11 protein-coding genes are annotated in these 13,037 nt (G+C 47.0%); 1 reads left to right on the forward strand and 10 read right to left on the reverse strand.

The features are described 5' to 3' along the window. Positions 1-105 precede the first annotated feature (105 nt). The 10 genes from icd to FQV30_RS11360 form a co-directional block, all read right to left on the reverse strand. A complete protein-coding gene (gene icd / locus FQV30_RS11315) occupies positions 106-1,374 on the reverse strand; it encodes an NADP-dependent isocitrate dehydrogenase (RefSeq protein WP_146500252.1) in 1,269 nt (422 codons plus the stop codon). 76 nt (positions 1,375-1,450) lie between these two features. Beyond that, positions 1,451-2,566 (reverse strand): citrate synthase, encoded by a 1,116-nt coding sequence (citZ, locus tag FQV30_RS11320; RefSeq protein WP_146500253.1) that lies wholly within the window; start codon positions 2,564-2,566, stop codon positions 1,451-1,453. Between the two features lie 183 nt (positions 2,567-2,749). Continuing rightward, entirely contained in the window at positions 2,750-3,136 is a 387-nt protein-coding gene (locus tag FQV30_RS11325; protein WP_146500254.1) for an FxsA family protein, read from the reverse strand. A gap of 23 nt (positions 3,137-3,159) precedes the next feature. Next, a complete protein-coding gene (gene pyk, locus FQV30_RS11330; protein ID WP_146500255.1) occupies positions 3,160-4,920 on the reverse strand; it encodes a pyruvate kinase in 1,761 nt (586 codons plus the stop codon). 22 nt (positions 4,921-4,942) lie between these two features. Continuing rightward, on the reverse strand, positions 4,943-5,902 hold the full coding sequence (gene pfkA / locus FQV30_RS11335) for a 6-phosphofructokinase (RefSeq protein ID WP_146500256.1): 960 nt from the start codon (positions 5,900-5,902) through the stop codon (positions 4,943-4,945). Between the two features lie 142 nt (positions 5,903-6,044). After that, on the reverse strand, positions 6,045-7,010 hold the full coding sequence (gene accA / locus FQV30_RS11340) for an acetyl-CoA carboxylase carboxyl transferase subunit alpha (protein WP_146500257.1): 966 nt from the start codon (positions 7,008-7,010) through the stop codon (positions 6,045-6,047). Further along, a complete protein-coding gene (gene accD / locus FQV30_RS11345) occupies positions 7,003-7,869 on the reverse strand; it encodes an acetyl-CoA carboxylase, carboxyltransferase subunit beta (RefSeq protein ID WP_146500258.1) in 867 nt (288 codons plus the stop codon). The genes accA and accD overlap by 8 nt, the downstream gene beginning before the upstream one ends. After that, positions 7,859-8,509 (reverse strand): FadR/GntR family transcriptional regulator, encoded by a 651-nt coding sequence (locus FQV30_RS11350; RefSeq protein ID WP_146500259.1) that lies wholly within the window; start codon positions 8,507-8,509, stop codon positions 7,859-7,861. The genes accD and FQV30_RS11350 overlap by 11 nt, the downstream gene beginning before the upstream one ends. A gap of 113 nt (positions 8,510-8,622) precedes the next feature. Then, positions 8,623-11,679 carry a DNA polymerase III subunit alpha gene (dnaE, locus tag FQV30_RS11355; protein WP_255473426.1) on the reverse strand — a complete coding sequence of 1,019 codons (3,057 nt, stop codon included), beginning with the start codon at positions 11,677-11,679 and terminating at the stop codon, positions 8,623-8,625. 22 nt (positions 11,680-11,701) lie between these two features. After that, the gene (locus FQV30_RS11360) at positions 11,702-12,640 is read right to left on the reverse strand and encodes a DHH family phosphoesterase (RefSeq protein WP_146500260.1); all 939 of its coding nucleotides are present in this window, start codon (positions 12,638-12,640) and stop codon (positions 11,702-11,704) included. A 92-nt stretch (positions 12,641-12,732) separates the two neighbouring features. On the opposite strand from FQV30_RS11360, the gene FQV30_RS11365 reads away from it, so the two are divergent. Then, positions 12,733-13,032 (forward strand): YtpI family protein, encoded by a 300-nt coding sequence (locus tag FQV30_RS11365; protein WP_146500261.1) that lies wholly within the window; start codon positions 12,733-12,735, stop codon positions 13,030-13,032. Positions 13,033-13,037 lie beyond the last annotated feature (5 nt).

Consider the following 13,037-nt stretch of genomic DNA (forward strand, 5'->3'; position numbering starts at 1 on the left):
TTTAAAGTAAAATTCCGGCTTTTTTGCGCAAAGCTCTGACAGATATGAAGCATGGAAGGCTATTCTATAAAACTATAAAAAAAAGAGGGGTTTCCCCCTCATTTCTTAAAAGTTTTTAATTAATTCGTCAGCGAACTCAGAGCATTTCACTTCTGTTGCGCCATCCATTAGACGAGCGAAATCGTAAGTTACAACTTTAGAAGAAATTGTTTTCTCCATTGATGCAACGATAAGTTTCGCAGCTTCTGTCCAGCCAAGGTGTTCAAGCATCAATACACCTGACAAGATAACAGAAGATGGGTTCACTTTATCAAGGCCTGCATATTTTGGTGCAGTTCCGTGTGTCGCTTCAAAGATAGCGTGTCCGCTGTCGTAGTTGATGTTCGCGCCCGGTGCAATACCGATTCCGCCTACTTGAGCTGCCAAAGCGTCAGAGATGTAATCTCCATTCAAGTTCATTGTAGCAACTACATCAAATTCGCTTGGACGTGTAAGAATTTGTTGCAAGAAAATATCAGCGATTGAATCTTTGATCAGGATTTTGCCTGAAGCAAGTGCTTCTTCTTGCGCTTTGTTCGCAGCATCAGTGCCTTGCTCTTCTTTGATCGCATCGTATTGGTTCCAAGTGAATACTTTATCAGCAAACTCTTGTTCTGCAACTTCATAGCCCCAGTTTTTGAAAGCTCCTTCAGTGAACTTCATGATGTTTCCTTTGTGCACAAGGGTTACTGACTCGCGGCCTTCAACCAATGCATAGTTGATGGCAGCGCGCACTAAACGCTTTGTTCCCTCTTCAGAGATTGGCTTGATGCCGATACCTGAAGTTTCAGGGAAGCGGATTTTGTTTACGCCCATCTCCCCTTGAAGGAAAGAAAGCAATTTCGCTACTTCTTCAGAACCGCTAGCGTACTCGATACCAGCATAGATATCTTCTGTGTTTTCACGGAAAATGACCATGTCAGTATCTTCCGGACGCTTAACAGGAGAAGGAACGCCTTCGAAATAACGAACAGGGCGCAAGCAAGTGTAAAGGTCAAGTTCTTGGCGAAGCGCAACGTTCAAAGAACGGATACCGCCGCCGATTGGTGTAGTAAGCGGTCCTTTGATCGCGATCAGGTATTCGTTGATCACATCAAGAGTTTCTTGCGGCAACCATTCGCCAGTTTCGTCAAATGCTTTTTGGCCTGCAAGAACTTCTTTCCAGACAATTGATTTTTCACCATTGTATGCTTTGTTTACTGCTTGTTCCAAAACGCGGGAAGCTGCATTCCAAATATCCGGTCCTGTTCCATCACCGATGATGAAAGGAATGATTGCGTTATTCGGTACATTTAAAACACCGTTTTCAACTGTGATTTTTTCGCCGTTTGCCATTAATAATTGCCTCCTATGGTCAAATTCACAGGGCTGCATCATCTGCTGGCCCCATGGTGCCTATTGTTGTATTTTCTTAACGTTCTTCTACAGGTACGTAAGTCTGCATTCCTGGTCCGATGTATTCTGCGCGCGGACGGATCAAGCGGTTGTCTGCATACTGCTCAAGAATGTGCGCCAGCCAGCCTGAAGTGCGTGATACCGCAAAAATCGGTGTGAACAAATCATGGTCAATATTCAACGAATGGTAAACAGATGCGGAATAGAAATCCACGTTTGGCGGAAGGTTTTTCTTGCCAGTTACAATTTCATCGATTTTGATTGACATTTCATACCATTTTTCTTCTCCACGGATTTTTGTCAATTTCTGTGACATTTCACGAAGATGTTTTGCACGCGGGTCGCCTTTGCGATAAACACGGTGGCCAAAGCCCATAATTTTTTCTTTATTGTCCAATTTTCCATTGATGTAAGAGTCAACGTTCTCGACAGAATCGATTTCAGTCAACATCTTCATAACCTGTTCGTTTGCCCCTCCGTGCAATGGCCCTTTCAAAGCGCCGATTGCAGCAGTGATTCCTGAATAGACATCAGAAAGAGTCGCAACCGCTACACGTGCAGTGAATGTTGATGCATTCAACTCATGGTCAGCGTGAAGCACAAGCGCTTTGTTGAAAGCTTCAATTTCGATATCTTCCGGCATTTCACCAGAAAGCATATAAAGGAAGTTAGCGGCAAAGCTCAAATCCGTTTTTGGCGCAATCGGCTCTTGGCCATTGCGAATACGGCCGAATGCAGTCACAAGCGTAGAAATTTTCGCTTGGATCCGGATCGCCTTCCGGTAATTTGCTTCTGTGTTCATTTCTTCTGCTTCTTCATCAAACAGTCCCAACATGGACACTGCTGTGCGAAGAGCAGCCATCGGATGAACGTTTTTAATCTCGTATGTTTTGAAATGATCTAGCACAGCTTGTGGAACCGACATATTATCGGCAAGCTGCTGCTTAAGCTCTGCTAATTCATCCGCTTTCGGCAAACGCTGATGCCATAATAAGTAAATCACTTCTTCAAAGCTTGCGTTTACTGCTAAATCATCGATATCGTAGCCAACGTATGTAAGAGTGTCATCAATAATTGAGCTGATGGCGGATTGTGTTGCTACTACACCTTCTAATCCTTTTGACGATGTCATCTAAATCGCTCCTTCTTCAGTATAATTCATCATTCCAAAAAAAAAGACAGAATGATGGCTCATCTGCTTTTATGAACCTATGCTAAATTCCTTACCTTGCCATTATAATCAATTTCGAAAGCTTTGTGAATGAAAACGCTTGTTTTTCTATAACTTTCCTAAAAAGTTATGAGTATACTCGGATTATCGTACGATAATCCGAGCGTTTCTCATTCTGCTTTGTATGAATCGATAAACAATCGGCCGATAGATTTTTTGTGTCGGAGCAAATAGCATGCTGAAACCAACTGCGTCTGAAATAAATCCTGGCGTCAAGAGTAAAACGCCGCCGACTAAAACAAAAGCGGCATTGAGCAACTGATCGCCTGGCGCTTGGAAGTTGCCCATTGTTTCTTGAATATCACGAAACGCTTTCAACCCTTGTTTTTTTGCTAAAAAAGCGCCCGCAATGCCAGTTGCCAGAATGATAGCTAGTGTCGGAAAAAATCCGATTTCTCTGCCCGCCCATATGAGCAGGGCCAGTTCGAGTGTCGGAACTATGAGCAATGCTATAAAAAACCATCTCATCATAGTATCCTCCTCCTTATAAGTCTTTACAGAACACTTGCGTGTCCATGGTAGATCATTCCAGATTCGGCGTCAATTGTTATATCATAATTGTTTTTGATTAAATTTGTGGCATCCGGTACACCAACGATGACTGGAATCCCTAAACTTAAGCCAACAACAGCCGCATGGCTGGTCAATCCGCCTTCTTCAGTAATAATTCCCGCACACTTGTTTATGGCAGGCATCATATCTCGGTCCGTACCGATCGTTACCAGGATTTTTCCTTCCGCATCCAAAGCGTTCGCTTCTTCTGCATTTCGGGCCACCAAGGTGGCGCCTAGAGCAGAAGATTTTCCGATGCCCTGGCCTTTAGCAATAATGTCGCCAATAACGTGGATTTTCATTAAATTGGTTGTCCCGGCTTTTCCTACCGGCACCCCCGCAGTAATGACAACCAAGTCCCCATGCTTGACATAATGGTGGTGCAAGCTTTCATCTACCGCTTTTTCCAATAGATCATCAGTTGACTCCACCTTGGAACCGACAATTGGCTGCACGCCCCACACAAGCGTCAATTTGCGCGATGGGATGTCTGAGGAAGTCACGGCTATGATTGGGGCTTCCGGACGGTATTTTGAAATCATTTTAGCGGTATGGCCGCTTTCAGTCGGTGCAATGATCGCTTTCACTTTCAGGTTCAGAGCCGTATAAGCTACTGCTTGCCCAATTGCTTCAGTCATGTTCGACTCTTTTTCTTTTCTTCTGGTGGAAACAATTTGCTTGTAATTGAGTGCCTCTTCAGTAGTTACCGCGATGCGGTGCATGGTTTCCACCGACTCAACCGGATAGATTCCTGCCGCTGTTTCACCGGACAACATGATTGCATCGGTGCCATCGAAAATCGCATTTGCCACATCACTTGCTTCCGCGCGTGTCGGACGCGGATTGCGCTGCATTGAATCGAGCATCTGCGTAGCTGTAATGACCGGTTTGCCTGCACTGTTGCATTTTTCGATCAACGATTTCTGGACAATCGGAACTTCTTCGGCAGGAATCTCAACACCCAAATCGCCTCGCGCCACCATCAAGCCGTCAGAAACCATAATGATTTCATCGATGTTGTCGACGCCTTCGCCATTTTCAATTTTAGGGATGATTTGAATCTGCTCTCCGCCATTTTTCTCAAGCAAACTGCGGATTTCCATGACATCAGAAGCTCTTCGCACAAATGAAGCGGCAATAAAGTCAACTTTCTGATCGATCCCGAACAAAATATCCTGGGCATCTTTTTCTGTGATCCCAGGCAACTGAACAGAAACTCCAGGCACATTGACGCCTTTTTTGCTTTTCAATGTTCCTGCATTTTCAACAATCGTATGGATCAAACCTTTTTCTTTATCAATGGCTTCCGTACGAAGTTCAATCAATCCATCGTCAAGCAGAATAATTGAGCCTTCCGTTACATCTTCAATCAGCTTTTCATAGGTGATGGAAAACATTTCCTCTGTTCCAAGCACTTCATTCATAGAGATGGCTATTTTCTGGCCAGTCTTAAGCTCGACTGCGTTGTCCTTCATTTGATGAGTCCGGATTTCAGGACCTTTTGTATCAAGAAGGATACCGACAATCTTGCCGGTCTTTACTGCAGCCTCGCGAATCCGTTGAATGCGCATCCCATGTTCTTCATGGCTGCCATGTGAAAAGTTCAAACGGGCTACGTTCATCCCCGCCTGGATCAAAGCTTCGAGGGTTTCTGGCGATTCGCTTGCAGGGCCGATCGTGCATACGATTTTCGTTTTTCTCAATAGACTCACTCCAATTAAAGTTTTAAATTGATAGTTCTTTCGAAAGCGTGTATAACGTCATATCTGCATCATGCTCTTCAGTGAATGCTTTAGTCATATCATAGTCTACCACTAGGTGATTTTTCATGCCAATAGCTTTTCCGCCTTTTCCTTCTAAAAGAACTTCAACTGCCTTTGCACCAAACAAGCTTCCGAGTACACGATCTCTTGCTGTCGGAGAACCGCCGCGCTGGATATGCCCCAGTACAGAGACCCGTGTTTCGATTCCTGCTTTTTCTTCGATCAAGGCAGCCAGCTCATTGCCGCTCATGACGCCTTCCGCCACAATGATGATGCTGTGGCGTTTGCCCCGCGCCTTCCCTTTTTTCAAACGGTCGATAATTTCATCGAGATCATGTTCTTCTTCTGGAATGAGAATTGTTTCTGCCCCGCCTGCAAGTCCCGACCAAAGCGCCAAGTCCCCAGCATCTCTGCCCATAACTTCGATGATGAATGTCCGTTCATGGCTTGTTGCCGTATCGCGGATTTTATCAACAGCCTCGATTACCGTATTCAAGGCTGTGTCGAAACCGATTGTATAATCTGTACCTGGAATGTCATTGTCAATAGTCCCCGGCACGCCGACACATGGGAACCCTTTTCTCGTCAATGCCATCGCCCCTTGATACGATCCGTCTCCGCCAATAACAACCAAGCCTTCAAGCCCGTGTTTTTTCATCTGCTCGATCGCTTTATCTTGTCCGGCCTCTGTTTTAAACTCCGGGCACCTTGCTGAATACAGTTTGGTTCCGCCCCGTTGAATAATGTCGCCCACATCGCCGGCTTCCAAGTTCTTGATTTTCCCTTCAATCAAACCTTGATAGCCTTGATATACTCCGGCAACTTCTAAGCCGTGATAGATTCCTTTACGTACAACCGCCCGTACCGCAGCGTTCATGCCCGGCGAGTCACCGCCGCTTGTTAAAACTCCAATTCGTTTCATCTAATACGCCTCCTGCATTTCCTTTTACTCTTTTCACCTTACCACGAAGAGTTCTTTGCTGTCAGTCTTGAATAATACCTCATGTGTTAAGTTTTTGTATGAAAGGTTATTTTTCCAACAAAAAAACCGCCAAAGCGGTTTTTTATTCACTAAAAATGCCGATAGATTTGAACTTCGCATAGCGCTGTTCGATCAATTCCTGGCCAGATAACGCGTTCAGTTCATCAAACGACTGCTTGATTGCATCCCCGATGTACGCAGCCTGCTTGGTGTAATCGTGATGTGCTCCGCCGCGAACCTCCGGAACCACACGTTCTATGATTTTCATTTTCAGCAAATCGGGCGCTGTAATTTTCATCGCTTCAGCAGCTGTTTGCGCAAGTGCCGAGTCTTTCCATAGAATAGAAGCGGCGCCTTCCGGCGAAATTACGGAGAACGTCGAGTTCTCAAGCATCAGGATATGGTTCCCGACGCCAAGCGCCAATGCGCCCCCGCTTCCGCCTTCTCCGATCACGATCGAGACTACCGGCACTTCAAGTCCGGCCATCTCCACCAGATTGCGCGCAATCGCTTCGCTTTGCCCTCGTTCTTCTGCAGCTTTACCGGGATAAGCCCCTTTAGTATCGATCAGGCAAATGATCGGGCGGTTGAATTTCTCCGCCTGCTTCATCAGCCGCAATGCTTTCCGGTAGCCTTCCGGATGGGGCATACCGAAATTGCGCCGGATGTTTTCTTTCGTGTCTTTACCGCGCTGATGGCCGATGACAGTGACCGGCTGGCCATGAAAGGACGCAATGCCCCCAACAATTGCTTCGTCGTCCCCGTAGGAGCGGTCCCCATGCAGTTCAATGAAATCTTCGAATAAAATGGAGATATAGTCCAATGTTGTCGGGCGGTTCGGATGCCGAGCCACCTGCACACGGTCCCAAGGCTTCATGTTTTCATAAATCTCAGATTCAAGTTTTGCAAGGCGCTCTTCCAAGCTTTTGATTTCAGAACCAAGATCCACATCTGCGGTGGCCGTGTATTCTTTCAGTTCATCTATCTTTTTCCGCAATTCGAACAACGGTTCTTCAAAAGGCATCGCCTTCGGTGCTGTTTTAGCCATTTTGGTGAACCTCCTTTGTATGCAAGCGCACTATTGAAGTTAAAGTTTCCCGTATTTTCGCCCGGTGCACGACAGCATCAAGCTGGCCATGCGCCAACAGGAATTCGGCCGTCTGGAAATCTTCCGGCAGCTTCTCGCGGACCGTCTGTTCAATAACGCGGCGCCCTGCAAAGCCTATCAATGCCTTTGGCTCCGCTATATTGATGTCGCCGACGGATGCGAAACTGGCTGATACTCCGCCGGTCGTCGGATGGGTCAAGACGGATACAAACAGCAGGCCTTCATTGCTGTGTCGCTTCAACGCAACGCTTGTTTTGGCCATTTGCATCAACGATAATACCCCTTCTTGCATGCGGGCCCCGCCGCTTGCTGTAAAGATGATAAACGGCAGCTTTTTCTCGGTCGCCGCTTCAATCGCCCGGGTGATTTTTTCGCCGACCACTGAACCCATCGAACCCATGCGGAAGTGGGAATCCATAACGGCAACTACAACTTCCCGGCCAGACAATTTTCCTGTTCCAGTCAACACGGCCTCATTCAATCCGGTTTTTTTGCTGTCTTGCTGGATTTTCTCCGTATATCCGGGAAAGCCAAGAGGATTTTCGGTCTTTAAATGATCATCCATTGAAGTGAACGATTCCTCGTCCATCAAACTGGCAATCCGTTCGTGGGCTGTCAATTTGAAATGGTAATCGCATTTTGAACACACTTTATGATCTGCCTGCAGATCTTTGGTTAATGCAATATGTTTGCATTCCGGACATTTCGTCATAAGCCCTTCCGGCATGTCCTTTGCGGCTTTAGAGGGAATCGTCGCCTCTTTTTTGTCTTTATTTCGCTTAAAAATATCACGAATCATCGCGCAATCTCTCCTTTAGTAGCCAATCGCTCCAAGTTTTAAACTCATTTACGGCTTTGTCCGTTTGCTGCTGCCCAATGGCAGCCAATATGTTCAACAGCCGTTCTTTTTCGGGAGTTGAAACTGTCCCGTTATAAGGATTGCCGCTGTATTGGTGAAGGATGACCCAAATTTTCAGGGACAGGCGGTTGCCTGACAGCACCATTAGTTCACGTACAAAATCTTCCCGTTGAAAACCGTTTTCTTCATCCGACAAGCGGATGCGAAACCCTTCCCAGACAGCCATCTGGCTGGTGGCTTTGTTATTGCAAATCGTTTGGATAGCAGCCAATTCATGGATTTGCCTGGTTTCCTGCACATCTTTTTGAGACTGGTTATCTTGCAGAATGAAGGTCGATAGCACTTCTACCAGCATGTTGTTGCGGTGATCAGCCAGAAATGTCCCTTCGCCTCTCCGCGTTTCAATCAAACCCAACAACTCTAGACTTCTCAAAGCTTCCCTGATTGTCGAACGCCCTACTTGCAGCGTTTCAGCCAACTCTCTCTCTGATGGAATACGGTCGCCCGGCCGGATGTTTTCCTGCCTAATCATGTCCCTTAAATCACGGACTATATCTAAATAGCGTTTAGACTGATTCATGGTCGCTCCTTGTCTTCCAATTTTTTGAAAGTGGTCTGACCACTCATATTGACTAGGATACAAAACTTTTCGGTTTCCGTAAAGAAAAAACTGCTTTTCTTTTTGAAAAGCAGTCATAGTTGAACTGATTTGCATATAATGGAAATCTTATGATTGCGGTTCTCTATACTTCCTTGCACTTCAAGGATGGCGTGCGGCTCCAATAAGGCGCTGTATTTCGCATACTCAGCCGGGAACAAAGTCAGAGAAGCTGGACCTGTGTCATCTTGCAGGCTGACAAACGCCATGGCGTCGCCTTTTTTCGTTCGAATCCGCTTGACTTCTTCAATCATGCCGAGAATTGTCACCGGCTCTTTGTCCCGCCGGTTTTTCAGGCTATTGAAAGCGGCGTAGGATTTGCTGCGTTTTTCCTTTTCACGCTCAATCGGATGGGTCGATAAATAAAAGCCGAGCACTTCTTTTTCAAAATCCAGCTTCAAGTTCTCCGGAATTGGAGAAGCCTGGGCATATTTGGGCTTCATGAAACTGCTTCCCATGTCATCAAAGAGGCCAGGCTCTTCGTCAGGTTTGACCAGTTCTGCATGTTTGACTGCGCTGTCGAGCGAGGCCAGCAAAACTCCCCGATCAAGTTCAAATTCATCAAGCGCTCCCGCTTTGATCAGCGGTTCAAATGCTTTTCGGGTGAAATGGATTGCTGATATCCGTTCGGCGATATTGAACATGCTGGTGAATGGCCCTTCTTTCCGAGCCGCCAGCAACGCTCTTATGGCTGTTGCCGGCACCCCTTTCACAGAGCTCAACCCCATTCGGATTTGGCCGGCTTCTACAGAAAACGAGGATTGGCTCCTTTGGACAGAAGGCGGCAAAACCGGAATTTTTTTCTCTTTTATTTCATGCAGAAGCTGCTTTGTCTTTTCCGGATTGCCTGCGCTTGTTGATAAGAGCGCGGAAAAGAAATACACGGCATAATGCGTTTTCATAAAAGCCAATTGGTAGGAAATCATGCTGTAAGCGACGGCATGGCTTTTCGGAAAGCCGTAGTCTGCAAAGCGGACAATCAAATTGTATACTTCCGTCGCGGCGGCTTCCGTGAATCCTTTAGCTAAAGCGCCGCCAACAAAGTGCAGCCGCTCCTCATCCAGGATTTCCCGTTTCTTTTTGCTGACTGCACGCCGCAGCAAGTCCGCTTCTCCGTATGAGAAACCGGCCATTGCAGCGGCAATTTGCATGATCTGCTCCTGGTAGACGATAACGCCGTGCGTTTCTTCCAAAATCGGTTCCAGCACCGGATGGACATAAGTTACTTTTTCCTCTTTGCGTTTGCGCTTAGCGTATAAAGGGATGAATTCCATCGGTCCAGGACGGAACAGGGCATTGACGGCGACAATGTCGCCGAAAGCGGTGGGCTGGATTTCTTTCAGCGCACGCCTCATTCCATCGGATTCCAGCTGGAAAACACCGGTCGTATCTCCTGCAGCCAGGGAAGAAAAAGTTTCACTATCGGTTAAAGGGATTTTCCGGTAATCAATGCGTTCTCGCTTGTCGAACTGCACCAGGCGGCGAATTTGTTCCAGAATGGTCAGGTTGCGCAAACCAAGAAAGTCCATTTTCAACAAACCGATCGCTTCAAGTTCCTGCATCGGCCATTGGGTGATGAAAATTCCTTCGTGGCCCTTTTCAATCGGCACATGATCGACAAGCGGGCTTGGGCTTAAAACGACCCCTGCTGCATGGGTTGATGCGTGGCGCGGCAGCCCTTCCAGTCTGATTGCCGTTTTGAACCATGTTTTGCGCTCTTCTTTTTCGATGATCCATTCATTCAGGCGAGGCGATTCTTTCAAAGCCGATTTCAATGTCGTTCCCGGCCTGTTTGGAATCATTTTCGAGATGGCTTCAAGTTCTTCCGCTTCGAATCCAAAAACACGGGCGGTATCACGGGCGACGGCTTTGGCGGAAAGTGTGCCAAAGGTAATAATTTGAGCGGTCCGCACTTCGCCGTACTTCCGCGCGACATACTCGACCACTTCATGGCGCCGGTAATCTGCAAAGTCGATATCGATATCCGGCAGCGTCACCCGCTCCGGATTCAAAAACCGTTCGAATAACAAGCCGTGTTCGAGAGGATCGACATCTGTGATGCGCAAGGAAAAAGCGACGAGTGAACTCGCAGATGAGCCTCGTCCAGGGCCTGTTAAAATCTCGTTGTCGCGGGCGAATTTCATAAAATCCGAAACGATCAAGAAATAATCGATATAACCCATTTTACCGATGACCGACAGTTCATAGTCCAACCGGTCCGTGTACCTTTTTGAAGGGTCAGGGATGCGCTCTGCCAGGCCCTTTTTGCACAACTCAGCAATATAGGCGGCTCGATCAACCGACTCTTCCAGCGGAAAGACCGGCAGCAATTGCCGGTTCATCGGGATCGTCACTCGGCAGCTCTCAAGCAAGCCGGCAGCTTCCGAAAGCCATTCCGGATGATCTGAAAACCAGGAACGGAACTCTTCGGCAGCAGGCACATACGCTTTAGTGTGCAGGGGGCGTTCACGCTGCGGATCATTGAGTTTAAGCCCTTGGCCGATGGCAGATGCCACTTCGTAGGCAAACGCATCCTGTTCGCTCAAGTAACGGCTTTCCTGTGTTGCAATGATGGAAAGTCCGGCTTTCCCGCACAAAGATAGAAACTCTGCTTCGTCCGCAGCTTTTTCTCCTCCAGGACGTTCCACACTGCCGTAACTTTCAGCGCCAAAAAGGGATTTGATGTACTGGAAAACCGGCATCTGATCTGCCGCCATCCATTCCGGTTTGTTTGGAACCACACAAACCAGCCCGTTTTTGTATGCTTTCAGCCATTGTTCAGGAATCGCCTTTTTGTCCCTCGTTGCCAAGGCGCTGGATATTTTCAGCAGATTTCTATAGCCTTCATTTGTTTTGGCATATAAGACAACGGGGTAATCCTGCTCATCAAACTCGATGAACGACGACAAGCCGACCACACCATGTATACCGGCACGGCTGCACGCCTCCCAAAAAGGGAGGATTCCGTAAAGTTTCGTATTGACGATGGCTGCAGACCGGGCGCCTTGTCCCATTAAAAAAGGAAAAAGTTCGTCTAGGCGCACCGTGCTTTTCAGCAAATCAGCCGACGTGCTTATATGCGGATAAACCATGGACAACTCCATCCCTCCTTTTTCATGACGAGCAAATTTCAATCAGTCGTTCAATGACGCGGTCCGCTTCTTCCCAAGTATAAGCTGCAGCGCCGGAAGCCATCGGATGTCCGCCTCCGCCAAACTCTTTTGCCAATCCGTTGATGATGGGACCTTTTGAACGGAGGCGCACACGGATCTCCGTTTCTTCTTCTATAAAGATGACCCATGCCTTCAAGCCTTTTACATTGCCCAAAGAACCGACCAGCAATGAAGTTTCAGTCGCAGTCACGCCAAATTCCTTTAAAATATCCAAGGTAATTTTGACATAAGCCGCTCCGCTTTCGTCCAGTTTGAAATTTTGATAGATATAGCCTTGCAGATGGAGCAAATTGCGCTCCATTTCGTACATTCCATTGTATAGTGCCGTCCGGTCAAACTCATATTTGATGAGCTCTCCCGCGATTTCGAATGTTTTTTGGGTTGCGCTCGGAAACAGGAAACGCCCGGTATCCCCCACAATCCCCGCATATAGGAGACGTGCCGCGGCATTGGAAAGCTGCCAATTTTCGTGGTCGCGCCCGTATGTAAAGAGTTCATAGACCAATTCTGAAGCAGAACTTGCCGTTATGTCCACCCAAACAATATCACCGTAAACATCATCATTCGGGTGATGGTCGATTTTTATCACTTTAGCGCCTTTCGCGTAGCGCTGGTCGTCCACCCGTTCCGTGTTTGCCGTGTCTGTGACAATCACCAAAGCATTTTCAAAATCGGCATCTTCCACCTTATCCGGAAAATCAAGAAAGTCCAATGTGAAATCGTGTTCACCCGCAGCCAATATCCGCTTGTTCGGATAATTGTGCTGAAGCAAATATTTCAAGCCCATCTGAGAGCCATAGGCGTCCGGGTCCGGGCGCACATGCCGATGGATGATGATGGTATCAAATTGTTTAATTGTGTCGATGATTTGACTGTTCACGTGTATGCTCCTCTGCATGTCGGGAAATCCATTCGCAATTTCATTTATTTCTAGTACAATAAGAATGAGGTTTGGAATACAGGAGGTTCCCTATGAATATATTTGTGTTGTTGATCGTTGTTTCGTTTGTCTTTTATTTTTATTATAAAACAAAGCAGTTCCGTACGTCTTTGCCAATCCGCAAAAATTGGTATGCTTCAATGGCATCGGTGGCGCTGGGCAGTTTCGTCATGTTCTTTGGCATCAACCAGCTTTTTCTTTTCCAGACGGTTGTAACCTATATTGTTGCCGGCATTTTCATTGTTCTTGGACTAGGGTTGATAGTTTACAACTTTAAGGCAGCCAAGCATTATCGCTCGTTCCTGGATGAAGAAACACGCCTGAACAAATAATTCGC

Source organism: Planomicrobium sp. CPCC 101110, from assembly GCF_007859395.1.
Taxonomy (GTDB): Bacteria; Bacillota; Bacilli; order Bacillales_A; family Planococcaceae; genus Planococcus.

Coding starts and splice junctions, on each gene's coding strand:
- icd (WP_146500252.1), bottom strand. CDS start 1,374: ATGGCAAACGGCGAAAAAATCACAGTTGAAAACGGTGTTTTAAATGTA.
- citZ (WP_146500253.1), bottom strand. CDS start 2,566: ATGACATCGTCAAAAGGATTAGAAGGTGTAGTAGCAACACAATCCGCC.
- FQV30_RS11325 (WP_146500254.1), bottom strand. CDS start 3,136: ATGATGAGATGGTTTTTTATAGCATTGCTCATAGTTCCGACACTCGAA.
- pfkA (WP_146500256.1), bottom strand. CDS start 5,902: ATGAAACGAATTGGAGTTTTAACAAGCGGCGGTGACTCGCCGGGCATG.
- accA (WP_146500257.1), bottom strand. CDS start 7,010: ATGGCTAAAACAGCACCGAAGGCGATGCCTTTTGAAGAACCGTTGTTC.
- accD (WP_146500258.1), bottom strand. CDS start 7,869: ATGATTCGTGATATTTTTAAGCGAAATAAAGACAAAAAAGAGGCGACG.
- FQV30_RS11350 (WP_146500259.1), bottom strand. CDS start 8,509: ATGAATCAGTCTAAACGCTATTTAGATATAGTCCGTGATTTAAGGGAC.
- dnaE (WP_255473426.1), bottom strand. CDS start 11,679: ATGGTTTATCCGCATATAAGCACGTCGGCTGATTTGCTGAAAAGCACG.
- FQV30_RS11365 (WP_146500261.1), top strand. CDS start 12,733: ATGAATATATTTGTGTTGTTGATCGTTGTTTCGTTTGTCTTTTATTTT.